General features: G+C 64.8%; 18 protein-coding genes and 1 pseudogene. 15 read left to right on the top strand and 4 right to left on the bottom strand.

The features are described 5' to 3' along the window. Positions 1-65 precede the first annotated feature (65 nt). The 5 genes from FAZ69_RS03565 (at position 66) to cysM (ending at position 5,040) form a co-directional block, all read left to right on the top strand. Positions 66-1,472, top strand: a complete 1,407-nt coding sequence (locus FAZ69_RS03565) for a UDP-glucose dehydrogenase family protein (protein WP_136892578.1) — start codon at positions 66-68, stop codon at positions 1,470-1,472. Continuing rightward, positions 1,459-2,433: a D-glycero-beta-D-manno-heptose-7-phosphate kinase gene (gene rfaE1 / locus FAZ69_RS03560; protein WP_136892875.1), complete on the top strand. Its 975-nt coding sequence runs from the start codon at positions 1,459-1,461 to the stop codon at positions 2,431-2,433. Before FAZ69_RS03565 ends, rfaE1 begins: the two co-directional genes overlap by 14 nt. A 19-nt stretch (positions 2,434-2,452) precedes the next feature. Beyond that, positions 2,453-3,445: an ADP-glyceromanno-heptose 6-epimerase gene (gene rfaD / locus FAZ69_RS03555; protein ID WP_136892577.1), complete on the top strand. Its 993-nt coding sequence runs from the start codon at positions 2,453-2,455 to the stop codon at positions 3,443-3,445. Positions 3,446-3,519: 74 nt separating this feature from the next. Continuing rightward, the gene (locus tag FAZ69_RS03550) at positions 3,520-3,873 is read left to right on the top strand and encodes a ComEA family DNA-binding protein (protein WP_136892576.1); all 354 of its coding nucleotides are present in this window, start codon (positions 3,520-3,522) and stop codon (positions 3,871-3,873) included. A 264-nt stretch (positions 3,874-4,137) separates the two neighbouring features. Then, positions 4,138-5,040: a cysteine synthase CysM gene (cysM, locus tag FAZ69_RS03545; protein WP_136892575.1), complete on the top strand. Its 903-nt coding sequence runs from the start codon at positions 4,138-4,140 to the stop codon at positions 5,038-5,040. Positions 5,041-5,170: 130 nt separating this feature from the next. Here cysM and mltB read toward each other — a convergent pair whose 3' ends face one another. After that, positions 5,171-6,352, bottom strand: coding sequence for a lytic murein transglycosylase B (gene mltB / locus FAZ69_RS03540; RefSeq protein WP_439654743.1), 1,182 nt, complete (start codon positions 6,350-6,352; stop codon positions 5,171-5,173). A 326-nt stretch (positions 6,353-6,678) separates the two neighbouring features. On the opposite strand from mltB, the gene FAZ69_RS03535 reads away from it, so the two are divergent. Then, the gene (locus FAZ69_RS03535) at positions 6,679-7,602 is read left to right on the top strand and encodes a histone deacetylase family protein (RefSeq protein ID WP_136892573.1); all 924 of its coding nucleotides are present in this window, start codon (positions 6,679-6,681) and stop codon (positions 7,600-7,602) included. A 184-nt stretch (positions 7,603-7,786) separates the two neighbouring features. Then, positions 7,787-8,581 (top strand): enoyl-CoA hydratase, encoded by a 795-nt coding sequence (locus tag FAZ69_RS03530; RefSeq protein ID WP_136892572.1) that lies wholly within the window; start codon positions 7,787-7,789, stop codon positions 8,579-8,581. 31 nt (positions 8,582-8,612) lie between these two features. On the opposite strand, the gene FAZ69_RS03525 is transcribed toward FAZ69_RS03530, so the two are convergent. After that, a complete protein-coding gene (locus FAZ69_RS03525; protein WP_439654742.1) occupies positions 8,613-9,503 on the bottom strand; it encodes an alpha/beta hydrolase in 891 nt (296 codons plus the stop codon). 251 nt (positions 9,504-9,754) lie between these two features. On the opposite strand from FAZ69_RS03525, the gene FAZ69_RS03520 reads away from it, so the two are divergent. From FAZ69_RS03520 to FAZ69_RS03485, 8 genes and pseudogenes are all read left to right on the top strand, one after another. Then, positions 9,755-10,789, top strand: coding sequence for a methionine ABC transporter ATP-binding protein (locus tag FAZ69_RS03520; RefSeq protein WP_136892571.1), 1,035 nt, complete (start codon positions 9,755-9,757; stop codon positions 10,787-10,789). Further along, positions 10,779-11,432 carry a methionine ABC transporter permease gene (locus tag FAZ69_RS03515; RefSeq protein WP_136892570.1) on the top strand — a complete coding sequence of 218 codons (654 nt, stop codon included), beginning with the start codon at positions 10,779-10,781 and terminating at the stop codon, positions 11,430-11,432. Before FAZ69_RS03520 ends, FAZ69_RS03515 begins: the two co-directional genes overlap by 11 nt. Before the next feature lie 58 nt (positions 11,433-11,490). Then, positions 11,491-12,285 (top strand): MetQ/NlpA family ABC transporter substrate-binding protein, encoded by a 795-nt coding sequence (locus FAZ69_RS03510; protein WP_136892569.1) that lies wholly within the window; start codon positions 11,491-11,493, stop codon positions 12,283-12,285. A gap of 247 nt (positions 12,286-12,532) precedes the next feature. After that, on the top strand, positions 12,533-13,282 hold the full coding sequence (locus FAZ69_RS03505; protein ID WP_136892568.1) for an electron transfer flavoprotein subunit beta/FixA family protein: 750 nt from the start codon (positions 12,533-12,535) through the stop codon (positions 13,280-13,282). Between the two features lie 22 nt (positions 13,283-13,304). After that, positions 13,305-13,643 (top strand): annotated as a pseudogene (locus FAZ69_RS03500) (electron transfer flavoprotein subunit beta/FixA family protein); the annotation flags it as partial. A gap of 23 nt (positions 13,644-13,666) precedes the next feature. Further along, the gene (locus FAZ69_RS03495) at positions 13,667-14,608 is read left to right on the top strand and encodes an electron transfer flavoprotein subunit alpha/FixB family protein (protein WP_136892567.1); all 942 of its coding nucleotides are present in this window, start codon (positions 13,667-13,669) and stop codon (positions 14,606-14,608) included. A 44-nt stretch (positions 14,609-14,652) separates the two neighbouring features. After that, complete coding sequence (locus tag FAZ69_RS03490; protein ID WP_136892566.1) at positions 14,653-15,435, top strand: class II aldolase/adducin family protein; 783 nt, start codon at positions 14,653-14,655, stop codon at positions 15,433-15,435. Between the two features lie 128 nt (positions 15,436-15,563). Next, a complete protein-coding gene (locus FAZ69_RS03485) occupies positions 15,564-16,736 on the top strand; it encodes a branched-chain amino acid ABC transporter substrate-binding protein (RefSeq protein ID WP_136892565.1) in 1,173 nt (390 codons plus the stop codon). Between the two features lie 45 nt (positions 16,737-16,781). Here FAZ69_RS03485 and FAZ69_RS03480 read toward each other — a convergent pair whose 3' ends face one another. Together FAZ69_RS03480 and FAZ69_RS33755 are read right to left on the bottom strand one after the other, a co-directional pair. Further along, positions 16,782-17,237: a CesT family type III secretion system chaperone gene (locus FAZ69_RS03480; protein ID WP_136892564.1), complete on the bottom strand. Its 456-nt coding sequence runs from the start codon at positions 17,235-17,237 to the stop codon at positions 16,782-16,784. A 418-nt stretch (positions 17,238-17,655) separates the two neighbouring features. Further along, positions 17,656-17,904, bottom strand: coding sequence for a hypothetical protein (locus FAZ69_RS33755; protein WP_136892563.1), 249 nt, complete (start codon positions 17,902-17,904; stop codon positions 17,656-17,658). Between the last annotated feature and the right edge of the window lie 8 nt (positions 17,905-17,912).

Here is a 17,912-nt window from a genome sequence, read left to right as displayed (position 1 = left end):
CGTTGCCGAATCTCGGCGGCGCATCGGCAGCCAGTTAATGACCGGGATCAACCACCAGAACGCGTATGAAAATCACCATCATCGGCACGGGTTACGTTGGCCTCGTCACGGGCGCATGTCTCGCCGAAATCGGCCACGATGTCTTTTGCCTCGACGTCGATCCGCGCAAGATCGACATTCTCAACAGCGGCGGCGTGCCGATCCACGAGCCGGGCTTGCTCGAGATCATCACGCGCACGCGCGCGGCCGGCCGCATCACGTTCTCGACCGACGTCAAGGCGAGTGTCGAGCACGGCGAAATCCAGTTCATCGCAGTCGGCACGCCGCCTGACGAAGACGGCTCCGCCGACCTGCAGTACGTGCTCGAAGCGGCGCGCAACATCGGTCGCTATTCGAACGGTTTCAAGGTGATCGTCGACAAGTCGACGGTGCCCGTCGGCACGGCGCAGAAGGTGAGCGCCGTCGTCGATGCGGAGCTTGCGGCGCGTGGCTTGTCGGACAGCGCGCAGCACCGCTTCTCGGTGGTATCCAATCCAGAGTTCCTGAAGGAAGGCGCCGCGGTCGAAGACTGCATGCGCCCCGATCGCATCGTGATCGGCATCGACGACGACGAAGCCGGGCAGCTCGCGCGCGAGAAGATGAAGCGGCTGTACCTGCCGTTCAACCGCAATCACGAGCGCACGCTCTATATGGACGTGCGTTCCGCCGAATTCACCAAGTACGCCGCCAACGCGATGCTCGCCACGCGCATCTCGTTCATGAACGAGATGTCGAACCTGGCTGACCGCGTGGGCGCGGATATCGAAGCGGTGCGGCGCGGCATCGGCTCCGATCCGCGCATCGGCTATCACTTCCTCTATGCGGGCGTCGGCTACGGCGGCTCGTGCTTTCCGAAGGACGTTCAGGCGCTGATCCGCACGGGCGGCGAGAACGGACAGCATTTGCGGATTCTCGAAGCGGTCGAAGAGGTGAACCACGATCAGAAAGCGGTGCTCGTAAGCAAGATCACGAAGACGCTCGGCGAGGACCTGACGGGCCGCACGTTCGCAGTGTGGGGGCTCGCATTCAAGCCGAACACCGACGACATGCGCGAGGCGCCGAGCCGTCGCCTGATCGCGGCGCTGCTCGAGCGCGGCGCGAGCGTGCGCGCTTACGATCCGGTCGCTCTGCAGGAGGCGCGCCGCGTTTTCGCGCTGGATTTGAAGGACGTTCCGGCGCAGCACGCGCGCCTGCAGTTCACGAACTCGCAGGATGAGACGCTCGCCGGCGCCGATGCGCTCGTGATCGTGACCGAATGGAAGGAGTTCAGGAGCCCGGACTTCGGCCATATGAAGGCGGTGCTCAAGTCGCCGATCATCTTCGACGGCCGCAACCTGTACGAACCGGACGCGATGGCTGAGCTCGGCATCGACTACTACGCGATCGGCCGCCCCCGTGTCGAATTTTCCGTTGACGCCAATGCACGCGCCTGAGTCTCCCGTCACGCTCGTGCCCGCAGTGAGCGTCGTGCCGCGAGCGCGGCTTTCCGCAGCGCGCGTCCTGGTGGTCGGCGACGTGATGCTCGACCGCTATTGGTTCGGCGACGTGAACCGCATCTCGCCGGAAGCGCCTGTGCCGGTCGTCCATGTGCAGAAGCAGGAGGACCGCCTGGGCGGCGCGGCGAACGTCGCGCGCAACGCGGTGGCGCTGGGCGCGCAGGCGGGGCTGCTGTGCGTCGTCGGACACGACGAGCCCGGCGAGCGCATCATCGAATTGCTCAAGGACAGCGGTGTCGTGCCGCACCTCGAGCGCGATCCGGATCTCTCGACCACGATCAAGCTGCGTGTGCTGTCGCGCCAGCAGCAACTGCTGCGCGTCGACTTCGAGAACACGCCGACACACGAAGCGCTGCTCGCCGGCCTCGCGCGCTTCGACGAGCAATTGCCGAAGCACGACGTGATCCTGATGTCCGACTACGCGAAGGGCGGCCTGACGCACGTGACTCAGATGATCGCGCAGGCGCGCGCCTCGGGCAAGCCGGTGCTGGTCGACCCGAAGGGCGACGACTGGGAGCGCTATCGCGGCGCGACGCTGATCACGCCGAATCGCGCGGAGCTGCGCGAGGTGGTCGGTCAGTGGAAGTCGGAAGAAGACCTGCTCGCGCGGGTGAGCACGCTGCGCGTCTCGCTCGACATCGAAGCGCTGCTGCTGACGCGCTCGGAAGAGGGCATGACGCTCTTCACGGCCGACGGCGGCGTGCGGCACGCGCCGGCCGTCGCACGCGAAGTGTATGATGTCTCGGGCGCGGGCGACACGGTGATAGCGACGCTCGCCGTCATGCTGGGCGCGGGCTTGCCGCTGATCGAGGCGGTGTCGCTGGCCAATCGCGCGGCCGGCATCGTCGTCGGCAAGCTTGGCACGGCCACTGTCGACTACGACGAACTCTTTGCTTGAATCGAATCGCAGAACGACCATGACTATCATCGTTACCGGCGCCGCCGGCTTCATCGGCAGCAATCTCGTCAAGGCGCTCAACGATCGCGGCGAAACACGCATCGTCGCCGTCGACAATCTCACGCGCGCCGACAAATTCAAGAACCTCGTCGATTGCGAGATCGACGACTATCTCGACAAGACGGAATTCGTCGAGCGCTTCGCGCGTGGCGATTTCGGCAAGGTGCGTGCGGTATTCCACGAAGGCGCTTGCTCCGACACGATGGAGCACGACGGCCGCTACATGATGGACAACAACTTCCGCTATAGCCGCGCGGTGCTCGACGCGTGTCTCGCGCAGGATGTGCAGTTCCTGTATGCGTCGTCGGCGGCGATCTATGGCGGCTCGACCCGCTTCGTCGAGGACCGCGAAGTGGAAGCGCCGCTCAATGTCTACGGCTACTCGAAGTTCCTGTTTGACCAGGTGATTCGCCGCGTGTTGCCGAACGCGAAGAGCCAGATCGCCGGCTTCCGCTACTTCAACGTCTACGGCCAGCGCGAGACGCACAAGGGGCGCATGGCGTCGGTGGCGTTCCACAACTTCAACCAGTTCCGCGCCGAGGGCAAGGTCAAGCTGTTCGGCGAGTACAACGGCTATGCGGCGGGCGAGCAGACGCGCGATTTCGTGTCGGTCGAGGACGTCGTGAAGGTCAACCTGTTCTTCTTCGATCATCCGGAGAAATCGGGCATCTTCAATCTCGGCACCGGCCGCGCGCAGCCGTTCAACGATATCGCGACGAGCGTCGTCAACACGCTGCGCGCGCTCGACAATCAGCCGGCGCTCTCGCTCGCCGAGCAGGCGCAGCGCGGGTTGATCGAGTACGTGCCGTTCCCTGATGCGCTGCGCGGCAAGTACCAGTGCTTTACGCAAGCCGACCTGACCAAGCTGCGCGCCGCGGGTTACGACGCGCCGTTCCTGACCGTGCAGGAAGGCGTCGACCGCTACGTGCGTTGGCTGTTCGGCCAGCTGTAAATCGTTCGTACGCCTCTTTAGACTGGGGTCTCCCGGTCGGCGATCGTAGCCGGCCTCTTTCACGGAGACCCCTTATGTTCAAGAAATTTCTCGCTACGGTGGCGCTTGTCGCTGCGTTCGGTCACGCCTTCGCCGCTGTCGACGTCAACACTGCCAACGAAGACGCGCTGCGCGGCATCAAGGGCATCGGCCCCGCGAAGGCCAAGGCGATTCTCGACGAGCGCGCCGCGCATGGCCCGTTCAAGGATGCCGCGGATCTCTCCAAACGCGTCAAGGGCCTCGGCGGCCACACGGTCGAAAAGCTGCAAGGCGAGGGCCTCGCGATCGGTCCTGCCAAGGGTGGCGCGCCTGCTGCCGCTCGGGCCGGTGCGGCGCCCGCGGCCGCAGGTGCGCAGAAGAACGGCCCCGCGGTGGTCGTGAAGAAATGACGGCCTCTGCCTGCTGTTGACGACGTAACAGCCCCCTGATGTCTCGCTCCTTCAGCCGTCTTCAGATGACTGGCTGCCCCGCGGCTTCCCCCGCGGGTTTTTTGCATGGGGTGGGCAAGGCCGGGTCCTATGCGCGATAGGGGCGTCCAGCGATCCGATCTCACCTGCATTACAATCGACGGATTCTCTGCTCGGCTCTCAAGACAACGCCCGGCCGCCGCGAAGCGGCAGGGTTGGGGGCTCTCCACTCGTCACGCAAGGCTCATGGCTTACAAGACAATTGAAGACACGATCGGCAATACGCCTCTTGTGCAACTCGTCCGCCTTCCGGACGACGAAATCCGCGGCCGGAACAATGTGATTCTCGGCAAGCTGGAAGGCAACAACCCGGCGGGCTCGGTGAAGGACCGGCCGGCTTTGTCGATGATCAAGAAGGCAGAAGCGCGTGGCCGCATCAAGCCCGGCGATACGCTGATCGAAGCGACGAGCGGCAACACCGGCATCGCGCTTGCGATGGCTGCGGCGATTCGCGGCTACAAGATGGTGCTCATCATGCCGGAGGATCTTTCGGTGGAGCGCCGTCAGAGCATGGCCGCCTACGGCGCCGAGATCATTCTGACGCCGGTGAAGGGCGGCATGGAATACGCGCGCGACCTGGCCGACCAGATGCAGCGCGACGGCAAGGGGATCATCCTCGACCAGTTCGCCAACCCCGACAATCCGCTTGCTCACTATGAGGCTACCGGTCCCGAGATCTGGCGCGACACCGAAGGCCGCATCACGCACTTCGTGTCGGCGATGGGCACGACGGGCACGATCATGGGCGTGTCCCAATACCTTAAGGAGCAGAACAGCGCGATCGAGATCATCGGTGCGCAGCCCGACGAGGGGTCGCGCATTCCGGGCATTCGCAAGTGGCCGGAAGCGTATCTGCCGAAGATCTTCGACCGCAGCCGCGTGGATCGCACTGAAAACGTCTCGCAGGCGGCGGCTGAAGCGATGGCGCGGCGCCTGGCGGCGGTCGAGGGGATTTTCTGCGGGATTTCGTCGGCGGGTGCTTGTGAAGTCGCGCTCAGGATCGCCCGGCAGGTCGAGAACGCGACGATCGTGTTCGTCGTCTGCGATCGCGGCGACCGGTATCTGTCGACGGGGGTCTTTCCGGCTTGAGTGGAACCGAAGCTGTAAAACAAATCTATGGTCAGGCTGACCATTTCGTTAAGCGCCGCAATGCGGCGCTTTTTTGTGCCTGTCGCCGTCAGCCGCAAGCTTGCGGATTCACGGCGCGATCTCGATCACATCATTGCGACGCCGCGCTCGGCGCGCCGGTTCCCCCTGAGTTGGGGCTGGCCGTACCCGAGCCGGTCGCATTGAATGCCTCGGCCTCCATCTGTGCTTTTACCCGCTCGCCGAGCTGGTACACGGCTAGCGCATAGAAAAAGCTGCGGTTGTAGCGCGTCAGCACGTAGAAATTCTTCAAGCCGAGCACGTACTCGGTCGACAGACCCGGGCTCGGCAAATCGACGATCGTGACCGGCGTGCCGCCCTCGGACGACATGTCGAGCCCCGGTTCGTCCACCAGCAAGCCCGCGCGCAGCAGCTGCGAAAGCGGCCAGTGTGGTTCCGGCTGACCATCGGCGGCGGCTTGGGCGATGCCGAGGCTGCCCGGGTCCCGGGCGATCTTCCAGATCACCGGCCGGCCGTTCTCCCAGCCGTTTTCCTTCAGGTAGTTCGCGACGCTGCCGATCGCATCGGCCTGACTCGAGCGCAGGTCGATATGCTTGTTGCCGTCGTAGTCCACTGCGTACTGCACGATGCTGCTCGGCAGGAACTGCGGAATGCCGATTGCGCCGGTATAGGAGCCGAGCACCGAGGTCGGGTCGATCTGCGAGTCGCGCGTCCACACCAGGAAGTCGGCGAGGTTCTTGCGGAACGTCGCCTGCCGGTCGGCGCGGTTCGGCGTATCCGGATAGTTGAAGGTGAGCGTCGTCAGCGCGTCGAGGACGCGGAAGTTGCCCATGTAGCGCCCATAGATCGTCTCGACACCGATGATGCCGACGACGACCTCCGGCGGCACGCCGAACTCTTCGTACGCGCGCTGCAGCGTCGCCTGGTTTTGCTTCCAGAAGCGCACGCCGGCATTGATGCGCACCGTATCCAGGAAGCGCGACTGGTAGACGCGCCAGTTCTTGACCGACGGCGACGGGGCCGGCGTGACGAGCTTCACCGCCGTCGCCGAATAGTTCGCGCCGGCAAAGAGCGTGTGCAGCGCGGCCGGGTCGAAGTCGTAGCGCGCGACCATGTCGTTGATGAAGACGTCGACGTCCGGATTGTTCGCGTAGCGCTGCGGGATGATTTCTTCCTCGAACGTCTGGCCCGTGGGCGTCGGCTGCTGCGGCTGTCCTTGCGCGACGGTGGAAGGCCGCTTGGCCGGGGCGGTCTGCGCTGCGGCTATCGTCGCGCCGAAAGTGGCGCCGAGCATGAGGGACACTGCGATTGCCACGGTGGTGGCGCGAAGCCGGTTTCGTGCGGACGGAGCGGCGTTGACGGTCATGGCGGGAAAGAAAGGGCGGTGCTAATAGAGGATCGATGCGAGGATTCGGCGCAGTATAACCGACGCTACCGCGCAATCCGCCGCCGGGTCCGATCAATGCGGGAAAGCCCGCCGCATGCGTGTCCCGCCGGAGTTCGGCGAGCGGTTCGATGTGGTAACGTAATCCGGTCAAAACCCGCGCAAAACGTTTTGCGCACAAATCCAAGGAGACCTGCCGGGCGTGCTTTGCCGCCGCCCGGCGGAAGCGAATCACTATGGCGACTGGCTTCTATTCGCACGCGGATTGTCTGCTGCACGAGATGGGGCAGTGGCACCCGGAGTGTCCGGCGCGGCTGCAGGCCATCGAGGATCAGCTCATCGCGAGCCGCATCGATCCGCTGATCGAGCGCGAGTCAGCGCCGCTCGCCGAGATTGCCTCGCTCGCGCGCGTGCACACGCAAGCCCACATCGATTTCATCAAGAGCCAGTCGCCCGCCGAAGGCTATGCGCAGATCGATCCCGACACGGCGATGAACCCGCATACGTGGCAGGCGGCGCTGCGCGCGGCGGGCGCGGCGATTGCGGCGACCGATGCCGTGATCGAAGGACGCTACGACAACGCGTTTTGCAGCGTGCGTCCCCCTGGGCATCACGCGGAGCCGGCGCGCGCGATGGGTTTCTGCTTCTTCAACAACGTCGCGATCGCTGCGCGCCATGCGCTAGAAGTGCACGGGCTCGCCCGCGTGGCGATCATCGACTTCGACGTACACCATGGCAACGGCACCGAAGCGGCGTTCGCGGGCGACGAGCGGGTCTTGATGTGCAGCTTCTTCCAGCATCCGTTCTATCCCTACAGCGGTGCGGACAATGTGGCGCCGAACATGGTCAACGTGCCGCTCGAGGCTCGCACCAGGGGGATGGCGGTCAGGGAGGTGGCGGACATGATGTGGCTGCCCAGGCTGCACGAATTCAAGCCGGAGATGTTGTTCGTATCGGCGGGCTTCGACGCCCACCGCGAGGACGATCTCGGCAACATGGGTCTCGTCGAGGACGACTATGCGTGGCTGACCGAGCAGATCTGCGATGTCGCCAGGCGCCACGCGCGCGGGCGCATCGTCAGCTGCCTGGAGGGCGGCTACAACCTGTCGGCGCTCGGACGCAGCGTCGTCGCGCATGTGCGCGTGCTTGCGGAAATCTGAGGCCGTCATTGCGCGGCCTTGCATGGGATCAGAGTAGGTGCTTTGCATGGGGCCTGTAAGCTAAGCGCCAACTCTGATCGACCGCCGTGGGCCTGGAGTAAGCGCTAAAGCGCTAACTCCAGGCAACCACGCCATGGGATCGCACTAAGCGCTAAAGCGCTAAGTGCGATCGACAGGAGGAGTCATGGACTCGAATGCTGCAGACTTGCTCGAGATCGAGCGCGACGCCTACGGCGTGCGCGGCGTCGTCGGGCTTACGCTGAACCGGCCCGATGCGTTCAACGCGCTGTCGGAGGCATTGCTCGACGAACTGCACAAGACGCTGACGGCCATTGCGCAATCGGACGCGCGCGTGGTGGTGATCGGCGGGGCGGGCCGCGCGTTCTGCGCGGGGCACGACTTGAAGGAAATGCGCGCGGCGCCGTCGCTCGAGCACTACAAGGCGCTCTTTGCGCGCTGCTCGCGCATGATGATGACGATCCAGCACATGCCGCAGCCGGTGATCGCGCGCGTGCAGGGCATCGCGACGGCGGCGGGCTGCCAGCTCGTCGCGATGTGCGACCTCGCGGTCGCTGCCGATATCGCGCGCTTTGCGGTGTCGGGCGTCAATCTCGGCCTCTTCTGCGCGACGCCGAGCGTGCCGCTCTCGCGAAATCTGTCGCGCAAGGCCGCGCTCGAAATGCTGCTGACCGGCGAATTCATCGATGCGACCAAAGCCCGCCAGCTGGGGCTCGTCAATCGCGTCGTGCCGCTCGATGCGCTCGACAAGGAGGTCGCCGACCTGGCTGCGAGCATCTGCGCAAAACCCGTCGAGGCGGTGAGCGCGGGCAAGGCGCTGTTCTACCGGCAACTGGAGATGGGCGTCGAAGCCGCCTACCAGCTCGCCGGCCAGACGATGGCGTGCAACATGATGGATGACTCGGCGCTCGAGGGTGTCCAGGCTTTCATCGAGAAGCGTCCGCCGGACTGGCATCGCTGAGCGAAAGCGGAGGTGCGTGTCTCCTCAGATCTCAGATGCGCGCCTCGATCCATCGAATCAAATCCCCAATGACGCGCTCGCGATCGAGATCGTTCATCGACTCGTGATAGCTGCCTTCGTACAGCGCGAGCGTGCGGTCTTCCGAGCCCGCGTGCGCGGCGAAATCGCGGCTGCCTTCGGGCTCGGTGAGCTTGTCCGCGGTGCCGTGGAAAACGAGCACCGGGACCGACAGCGTCGCGCGGCGAGCCTCGATGCGCTCCATCGCCGCCAGGATCTCCGCGCCGGTGCGCGCGGGAACGGGGCCGTGATGCACGAGCGCGTCCGCCCGGTTGTCCGCGACGACGGCCGCGTCGCGCGCGAGCAGGGCGGCGTCGATCTTCATCGCGGGAAAGCGTGGCCAGACGCGGCTGATGAAACGGCTCGCCGCGATCATCCAGCGCGGCACGTCGCGGCCCGGCGCCAGCGCGGGGCTCGACAGGATCAGCCCGGCGAGCGTGTGTCCGGGCGGCATCGGCCGCTCGAGCGCATAGAGCGCGGCGATCGTGCCGCCCATGCTGTGCCCCATCAGGAAGAGCGGGGTGGGCTCGCGCGCGGCGACGCCAAGCAGGGCCTCGGCGTCGAGCAGGTAGTGATCGAAGCGCTCGACCCAGGCGCGCTCGCCGGGCGAGCGTCCGTGGCCGCGCAAATCGAGCGACACGAGTTCGATGCCCGCAGCGTTCAGGCTGGCGGCGAGAGCCTGGTAGCGGCCCGCGTGCTCGGCGAGCCCATGCACGAGCGCGACAGTCGCGCGCGGTTCGCCGGCGGCCGGCCAGCGGTAGGACACGAGCTCGACGCCGTCGCTGGCGGCGATGGCGTCGATGAGCGGTGCGCGCGCCGTCTTCGATTCGGGTTCGTTGGACCGGACAGGTACGTTTGTCGTCATTGCCGGGTTGTCTCCGTATCTTTCGTTGGAATGGATCAGCACGATCATAGTCGGAGTCGCGGGCGCCTCGTAAAAGCATAGCGGGCGTTGCCGTCCTCTAATTCTTTCCGGTCATTAAGCATCCTGAATCGGTTGTTAGGGCCGCATTGCACGATGCGGTAAAATCGGCGACCTAATTCATAAGAGCAACGGCGGGCGACTGTTGGTGCGCGAGACACGCGATTCAACAGCCATCCGCCGTTTTCGTTTTCATGATCGAACTACGCAACCTTTCGCAGCGCTTCGCGGGGCCCCGGGGCTGGGTCGAAGTGCTGCACAACGTCAATCTGACGATCCCGGCGGGGGAAATCTTCGGCATCATCGGGCGCAGCGGCGCCGGCAAGAGCACGCTGGTGCGCGCGATCAACCTGCTGGCGCGGCCGACCGAAGGCAATGTCGTCGTCGGCGGACGCGATCTCACGACGCTCTCCGCGTCCGAACTGCGTGAAGCGCGGCGCGAGATCGGCATGATCTTCCAACACTTCAACCTGTTGAGCTCGCGCACGGTGTTCGGCAACGTTGCCTTGCCGCTCGAGCTCGCGGGCATGAAGCGCGCCGAGATCGAGGCCACGGTGCTGCCGCTTCTGGACCTCGTCGGCCTGTCGGCGCAGAAGGACCGCTATCCCGCGCAGATCAGCGGCGGGCAGAAGCAGCGCGTCGGCATTGCGCGCGCGCTCGCGAGCAAGCCGAAGGTGCTGCTCTCGGATGAGGCGACGTCCGCGCTCGATCCTGAGACCACGCGCGCGATCCTCGACTTGCTCAAGCGCATCAACCGCGAGCTGGGGCTCACGATCGTGCTGATCACGCACCAGATGGAGGTCATCAAGCAGGTGTGCGACCGCGTCGCGGTGCTCGACGCGGGGCGCGTCGTCGAAACCGGCAATGTCGTCGACGTGTTCCTGCAGCCGCATCACGAAGTCACGCGCGCGCTGCTCGGCGACGTGATTGCGCAGGAGCTGCCGCCCGCGTTGAAGGCGCGGGTCGCCGAGCGGCTGAAGACGGGCAGCGGCCATCTGCTGCGGCTTGCCTTCACCGGCTCGGGCGTCGATCAGCCGATCCTCTCGGAGACGATTCGCCGCTACGAGCTCGATTTCAACATCCTGCACGGCCAGATCGACGAGATCCAGGGGCAGGCGTTCGGTTCGCTCGCGGTGCTGGCGAGCGGCGAGCCCGCGAAGATGGCCGAGGCGATCGCGTATCTGCGCACGCAAGGCGTGGTGGTGGAGGAACTCTCGTATGTTGAGTGAAATGTTCGATATGTTCGTGCAGTCGTTCTGGGAGACGCTCATCATGGTGGGCATCTCCGGCGCGATCGGGGCGCTCGTCGGGTTGCCGCTCGGCGTTCTTCTGTATCTGACCGACCGCCAGGGCGTGCTGCAGAGCCTCACCGTGAATCGCGTGGCAGGCACGCTCGTCAATGCGGTGCGCTCGACGCCGTTCATCATCCTGCTCGTGCTCGTGATTCCGTTCACACGGCTCGTCGTCGGGTCGTCGATCGGCACGGCGGCGGCCGTCGTGCCGCTCACGATCGCGGCGGCGCCGTTCATCGCGCGGCTCGTCGAGACGGCGCTGCGCGAAGTCGACCGCGGGCTGATCGAAGCTGCGCAAGCGATGGGCGCGACGACGAGCCAGATCGTCTTCAAGGTGCTGCTGCCGGAATCGCTGCCGGGCGTGGTCGCGGGGCTCACGATCACGTTCGTGTCGCTGGTCGGCTACTCGGCGATGGCGGGCGCGATCGGCGGCGGCGGGCTCGGCGACCTCGGCATCCGCTACGGATACCAGCGCTATGAGCCGACGGTGATGTGGGTCGTCGTCGCGATCCTGATCGTGTTCGTGCAGCTCGCGCAGTCGTTCGGCGATTGGCTGGTGCGGCGCCTCAGCCATAAGTAGTGAATGAGCGCGGAGAGCTTCGAGCTTTCCGCTTTACAGACCACGGAACAGGTTAGTCATGCAACGTCGTTTCATTCTCAAGCTCGCGGCCATCCTGGGCGCCGCTTCGATTTTCGGCGCCGCGGCGCATGCCGAGGACGCGATCAAGGTCGGCGTCACGGGCGGCCCGCACGCGCAGGTGATGGAAGTCGTGAAGCAGGTCGCCGCGAAGAACGGCCTGGACATCAAGATCATCGAGTTCTCCGATTACGTCCAGCCGAACGCGGCGCTTGCCGCGGGTGACCTCGATGCGAACAGCTATCAGCACGATCCGTACTTGCAGGCGCAAGTGAAGGACCGCGGCTACCAGATCATCCGCGTCGCGGACACGGTCACGTTCCCGATGGGCATCTATTCGAAGAAGATCAAGTCGGTTGCCGACTTGAAACCGGGCGCGCGCATCGCCGTGCCGAACGATCCGACCAACGGCGGCCGCGCGCTGCTGCTGCTTCAGAAGCAGGGCGTGCTGAAGCTGCGCGCGAATGCGGGTCTCAAGGCGACGCCGCTCGACATCGTCGACAACCCGAAGAAGCTGAAGATCGTCGAGCTCGATGCGGCGCAGATTCCGCGCTCGCTCGACGACGTCGACGCCGCCGCGATCAACACGAACTTCGCGATGGAAGCGAGCTTGAAGCCGAAACAGGATGCGATCGCGATCGAAGACCCGAACGGGCCGTATGTGAACATCCTGGCGATCCGCGAGGCGGACAAGAACAAGCCTTGGGTCGCGAAGCTCATCGCGGCCTATCACTCGCCGGCGGTGAAGCAGTTCATCGAGACTAAATACGGCGGAGCGGTGGTGGCGGGGTGGTAATCCTCCATGCGATCGAGGCGGCAAATCGCGACGATTTCGCGCCAGATCGCCGCATCTAGAGGGCATGATCGAAAACCCGGACTTGGCGTCCGGGTTTTTTTGCGATTAAAATAGCACGATCGTTCGCTAATTCCGGTGCGCTGACCGGAGCGAAATCCTCTATACATGCAACCCTGGAGAGGCCGCCGCGTTGGCTATCGTTATAATGGCCGTTGGGTTGACGTATTCGTAACTTTGGAGCGTGTGCATGAAAATCTTGGTGCCAGTCAAGCGCGTAGTCGACTACAACGTGAAGGTCCGCGTGAAATCGGACAACACGGGTGTGGACATCGCGAACGTGAAGATGTCGATGAACCCGTTCGACGAGATCGCGGTGGAAGAGGCGGTGCGCCTGAGGGAAGCGGGCGTGGCGACGGAAGTGATCGCGGTGTCGGCGGGCGTGGCGCAATCGCAGGAGACGCTGCGCACGGCGCTGGCGATCGGCGCGGACCGCGCGATCCTGATCGAATCGAACGAGGACTTGCAGCCGCTGGCGGTGGCCAAGCTGCTGAAGGCCGTGGTCGACAAGGAGCAGCCGCAACTGGTGATCCTCGGCAAGCAGGCGATCGACGACGACTCCAACCAGACCGGCCAGATGCTCGCCGCGCTCGCGGGCCTGCCGCAGGCGACGTTCGCGTCGAAGGTGGTCGTCGCTGACGGCAAAGCGACCGTCACGCGCGAAGTGGACGGCGGTGCGGAAACGCTGTCGCTGACGCTGCCGGCGGTGGTCACGACCGACCTGCGCCTGAACGAGCCGCGCTACGTGACGCTGCCCAACATCATGAAGGCGAAGAAGAAGCCGCTGGAGACGCTGAAGCCCGAAGACCTCGGCGTGAACGTCGCGCCGCGCCTGAAGACGCTGAAGGTCACGGAGCCGCCCAAGCGCAGCGCCGGCGTGAAGGTGCCGGACGTGCAGACGCTGGTCGAGAAGCTGAAGACCGAAGCCAAGGTGCTGTAAGAGACGACGCGAAGAGGAANTGCCGCAGGCGACGTTCGCGTCGAAGGTGGTCGTCGCTGACGGCAAAGCGACCGTCACGCGCGAAGTGGACGGCGGTGCGGAAACGCTGTCGCTGACGCTGCCGGCGGTGGTCACGACCGACTTGCGCTTGAACGAGCCGCGCTACGTGACGCTGCCCAACATCATGAAGGCGAAGAAGAAGCCGCTGGAGACGCTGAAGCCCGAGGACCTCGGCGTGAACGTCGCGCCGCGCCTGAAGACGCTGAAGGTCACGGAGCCGCCCAAGCGCAGCGCCGGCGTGAAGGTGCCGGACGTGCAGACGCTGGTCGAGAAGCTGAAGACCGAAGCCAAGGTGCTGTAAGAGACGACGCGAAGAGGAAAGAGATGACGATTCTGGTAATTGCCGAGCATGACAACGCGTCGATCAAGGGCGCGACGCTGAACACGGTGGCGGCCGCGCAAAAGATCGGCGGCGACATTCACGTGCTGGTGGCGGGCCACAACGCGCAAGCCGCGGCGGATGCCGCTGCGAAGATCGCGGGCGTAGCCAAGGTGTTGCTGGCCGACGCCCCGCAACTGGCCGAAGGCCTGGCGGAAAACGTCGAAGCGACGGTGCTGAACATCGCGAAGGACTACACGCACATCCTCGCGCCGGCCACGCCCTACGGCAAGAACATCGCGCCGCGCGTGGCGGCCAAGCTCGACGTGGCGCAGATCAGCGAGATCACGGCGGTCGATTCGCCGGACACGTTCGAGCGCCCGATCTACGCGGGCAACGCGATCGCGACGGTGCAGTCGAGCGACGCGATCAAGGTGATCACGGTGCGCGCGACGGGCTTCGACGCGGTGGCGGCCGTTGGCGGCAGCGCGGCAGTCGAGACGATCGCGGCCGCAGCCGACGCAGGCGTTTCGCAGTTCGTGAACCGCGAGGTGACGAAACTGGATCGGCCTGAGCTGACGAGCGCGCACATCGTCGTCTCGGGCGGACGCGGCCTGGGCAGCGGCGAGAACTTCGCGTTGGTGCTGGAGCCGTTGGCGGACAAGCTGAACGCGGCGCTGGGCGCGTCGCGCGCGGCGGTGGACGCGGGCTACGTGCCGAACGACTACCAGGTGGGGCAGACGGGCAAGATCGTGGCGCCGCAGCTGTACGTGGCGGTGGGCATCTCGGGCGCGATCCAGCACTTGGCGGGCATGAAGGACTCGAAGGTGATCGTGGCGATCAACAAGGACCCGGAAGCGCCGATCTTCAGCGTCGCGGACTATGGCCTCGTCGGCGACCTGTTCGAAGCCATTCCCGCTCTTATCAACGCGTTGCCGGCGAGCTGACCCGGCAATCGACATCGACGTCATGAAATGGAGAACGACACAGCATGATTTCCACCACCGATCCACATATCAATCGAAAGCCCCGCAACATCTCCCAGGAGGAGTGGGACACGCGCGTCCAGCTTGCGGCCGCCTACCGGCTCGCCGCCAAGTTCGAACTCACGGACCTGATCTACACGCACATCTCCGCGCGCGTCCCGGGCAGGACCGATCAGTTCCTGATCAACCCGCACGGCTGGTTTTTCGACGAGATCACCGCGTCGTCGCTCGTGAAGATCGACGTCGAGGGCAATCCGATCGGCGACGACCGTTTCGAAGTCAACGCAGCCGGGTTCACGATCCACAGCGCGCTGCATCAGGCGCGGCATGACGTCGAGTGCGTCGTGCATCTGCATACGACGCATGGCATGGCCGTGGCGGCGATGGAATGCGGCCTGCTGCCGCTGAACCAGATCAGCATGCAGTTTTACAACCGGGTGGCGTATCACGACTACGAGGGCATCTCGCTCGATCTCGACGAGCGCGAGCGCATCGTCGAATCGATCGGCAAGAAGGACTACCTGATCCTGCGCAATCACGGCTTGCTCACCACGGGCCGCTCGGTCGCGGAAGCGTTCACGCGCATGTACTACCTGAACAAGGCCTGCGAGATCCAGGTGATGACGCTGTCGGCAGGGCAGAAGGTCACCATGCCGTCGCCGGAAGTGTGCGAGCACGCGGCGAAGCAGCACGACGACTACGCCTATCTGAACACGGTGCACCTTGACCGGGAGTGGACCGCGCTGCTGCGGCTGCTCGATCGCGACGGCGCGGACTATCGCGCGTGATCGCGCTCTGACCGGCCATCCATCCCCACGAAAACCCTGACGCAAATGGCTATTTTGACTCGTTGACATATGACGACACACGTCACAATATCGGCGGCGTGTGCTTGTGAGACCTCTGGAGGAAACCCATGAAGATGCGCTTTTCTGTAAAGACTGTTGCCGTCGTTCCCGCCGTGCTCGCCGTTGCCCTCGCATTGGGTTCGCCGGCCTTCGCCGCGGACGTCACGATCGGATTCGCCGCGCCCTTGACGGGCGCGTCGGCTCACTACGGGGTCGACGTCAAGCGCGGCGCCGAAATGGCGATCGAAGACGCCAACGCCAGGAAGCTCGTGATCGGCGGCCAGCCGGTTCATTTCGCGCTCGACGCCGAGGACGACCAGGGCGACCCGCGCACGGGCACGCAGGTGGCGCAGAAGCTCGTCGATGCGCACGTCGCGGGCGTGGTCGGCCACTTCAACTCGGGCACGAGCATTCCGGCCTCGCGCATCTATAACAACGCGGGCATCCCGATGGTCTCGCCGACGGCGACGAACCCGATGCTCACGGCGCAAGGTTTCGCCAATGTCTTTCGCGTCGTCAATTCCGATGCGCAGATGGGCCAGCTGGCGGGGCGGTCCGCCGTGGAGACCCTGAAGGGCAAGGTCATCGCCGTGATCGACGACCGCACCGCCTTCGGCCAGGGCATGGCCGACGAGTTCGTGAAGGGCGTCGAGAAGGCCGGCGGCAAGGTGGTGGACCGCGAATTCACCGCGGACAAGGCCGTGGACTTCAAGGCGCAGCTGACCCGCATGAAGTCGTTCAATCCCGACGTCGTGTTCTGGGGCGGTCTCGACCAGCAGGCGGGCATGCTCGCCAAGCAGATGCGCCAGCTCGGCATCAAGGCGACGCTGCTGGGCGGCGGCAGCTTCGAGAACGACACGTTCCTGCAAGTGGCGGGAGCGGACGCGGACGGCGCCGTGTCCTGGGATTACGGCGTGCCGCTGTCGATGATGAAAACCGGCGCGCAGTTCGACGCGAAGATGAAGTCGAAATACGGGCAGGGTGTGGTTGCCTATGCGCCGGCTGCCTACGACGCGACCTGGGTGCTGATTCGCGCGATGGAGAAGGCCAACTCGACGGACCCGAAGGTGTACGCGCCGTTTATCAAGTCGGTGTCGTTCGAAGGCATCTCCGGCGATATCGCGTTTACGTCGACGGGCGATTTGAGCGATCCCACGGCAACCTTCTACAAGGTGACGGGCGGCAAGTGGGTGCCTCAGGCGATTGCCCGCGGCGACAAGGTCGAGGCGCTGAAGGACTAGCTGAACCGATACGCCACAGCAGCGCCTGCTGTGGCTGCCGCATCGTCAAGCCCGAATCCACACATACGCGCCATCGGACAGATGGCGAAACATCTCGTCGTCGGACATGAGAATGTTGTCGCGCCAGTAGCGCCCGTGCTCGACGTAGTGCTCGATCATCTCGACGAGCCAAGGCCCGTCGGCGTCTTCGTTGAGCAGGCCGCGCACGACGAGGACGATGCTGCCCGTTTCGGCCTCGACGCCCATTTGCGCCTGGTCCTGGGCATACACCGAGAGATTGGCTTCGAGCAGCAGCCGGAACACGCGCAGCGTGCGTCCGCCCGACACGATGCCGAATTGGAAGTTGACGTAGATGGCCGCGGGATCTTCGTCGTAGTAATCGATGGCGATGTCGAAGTCGTCGATGGAGACGACGCCCTGCTGGATCACATGGGCCGCGTCGCCTATGCCGCGCAGTTCGCATAGCTCGCGGATCAGCTGGTCGCGGCGTTCGAGGCTCATGGAAACGTCCCGGCGTCAAAAAAGAATGGGTGTGCCCCGCGCGGCGCGAGGACACACCCGAATCACGCTTAACCTTGCGTCAGGCTCTTCGCGTTCTTCGGACCGGCTTCTTCGAGCTGGTCCTTGGCGGCGTCGTTGTTGAGCGCGTTTTCGTTTTTCGTCGCCGCGTCCTGCATGGCGATCGACGNACGCTGCCGTGCTGGCGTTCATTTGAGCGATGGTCGAAGCGGTGTCGAGCGTGCCAGCTGCCGTCGAACCTGCCGAGATACCCGAAGCGAGACTTGCCATGATAGAACTCCTTAAATAGAACCAAGACTGACCCCAACCGGGGCACAGGGTTGCCGTGGCTGGATAGACACGGGTGCAGCAATCCGTACGCGTAGAGAGGTGTACGGGAAAAACGGTGACGTCCTGCTTGTCACGAATCCGATTCCATCGCCGAGCGGCACAGCTGCGCGGCGGCGGCGAGGCCGTCGGCGACGGTGGTCGCCGACTGGCGCGCGAGCGAGTCGGTGAGCTTGACCGCCTGCGTGGCGATCTCGCGCGAGGTGCGATCGAGCCCGAGCGCCGCGTCGGCGAATTTGCGGCGTTGCGCGGCAGGCTGTTCCGCCAGCGTCTTCACGTTGTCGAGAAGGTCGATCAGTTCGTTGGTCATCGCGTCGTACATGATGTCGC

Source organism: Trinickia terrae (genome assembly GCF_005144415.1).
Lineage (GTDB): Bacteria > Pseudomonadota > Gammaproteobacteria > Burkholderiales > Burkholderiaceae > Trinickia_A > Trinickia_A terrae.
Note: the sequence above shows the minus strand (reverse complement) of the source record. Positions and strands in the feature narration are given on the sequence as shown.

Bases quoted from the DNA above. Each gene is read 5' to 3' on its own strand.
- FAZ69_RS03550 (WP_136892576.1), top strand. From the start codon at position 3,520: ATGTTCAAGAAATTTCTCGCTACGGTGGCGCTTGTCGCTGCGTTCGGT.
- rfaE1 (WP_136892875.1), top strand. From the start codon at position 1,459: ATGCACGCGCCTGAGTCTCCCGTCACGCTCGTGCCCGCAGTGAGCGTC.
- FAZ69_RS03510 (WP_136892569.1), top strand. From the start codon at position 11,491: ATGCAACGTCGTTTCATTCTCAAGCTCGCGGCCATCCTGGGCGCCGCT.
- FAZ69_RS33755 (WP_136892563.1), bottom strand. From the start codon at position 17,904: ATGTACGACGCGATGACCAACGAACTGATCGACCTTCTCGACAACGTG.
- FAZ69_RS03530 (WP_136892572.1), top strand. From the start codon at position 7,787: ATGGACTCGAATGCTGCAGACTTGCTCGAGATCGAGCGCGACGCCTAC.
- FAZ69_RS03505 (WP_136892568.1), top strand. From the start codon at position 12,533: ATGAAAATCTTGGTGCCAGTCAAGCGCGTAGTCGACTACAACGTGAAG.
- FAZ69_RS03515 (WP_136892570.1), top strand. From the start codon at position 10,779: ATGTTGAGTGAAATGTTCGATATGTTCGTGCAGTCGTTCTGGGAGACG.
- FAZ69_RS03565 (WP_136892578.1), top strand. From the start codon at position 66: ATGAAAATCACCATCATCGGCACGGGTTACGTTGGCCTCGTCACGGGC.
- FAZ69_RS03490 (WP_136892566.1), top strand. From the start codon at position 14,653: ATGATTTCCACCACCGATCCACATATCAATCGAAAGCCCCGCAACATC.
- FAZ69_RS03485 (WP_136892565.1), top strand. From the start codon at position 15,564: ATGAAGATGCGCTTTTCTGTAAAGACTGTTGCCGTCGTTCCCGCCGTG.
- cysM (WP_136892575.1), top strand. From the start codon at position 4,138: ATGGCTTACAAGACAATTGAAGACACGATCGGCAATACGCCTCTTGTG.
- mltB (WP_439654743.1), bottom strand. From the start codon at position 6,352: ATGCTCGGCGCCACTTTCGGCGCGACGATAGCCGCAGCGCAGACCGCC.
- FAZ69_RS03495 (WP_136892567.1), top strand. From the start codon at position 13,667: ATGACGATTCTGGTAATTGCCGAGCATGACAACGCGTCGATCAAGGGC.
- FAZ69_RS03520 (WP_136892571.1), top strand. From the start codon at position 9,755: ATGATCGAACTACGCAACCTTTCGCAGCGCTTCGCGGGGCCCCGGGGC.
- FAZ69_RS03480 (WP_136892564.1), bottom strand. From the start codon at position 17,237: ATGAGCCTCGAACGCCGCGACCAGCTGATCCGCGAGCTATGCGAACTG.
- FAZ69_RS03535 (WP_136892573.1), top strand. From the start codon at position 6,679: ATGGCGACTGGCTTCTATTCGCACGCGGATTGTCTGCTGCACGAGATG.
- FAZ69_RS03525 (WP_439654742.1), bottom strand. From the start codon at position 9,503: ATGACGACAAACGTACCTGTCCGGTCCAACGAACCCGAATCGAAGACG.
- rfaD (WP_136892577.1), top strand. From the start codon at position 2,453: ATGACTATCATCGTTACCGGCGCCGCCGGCTTCATCGGCAGCAATCTC.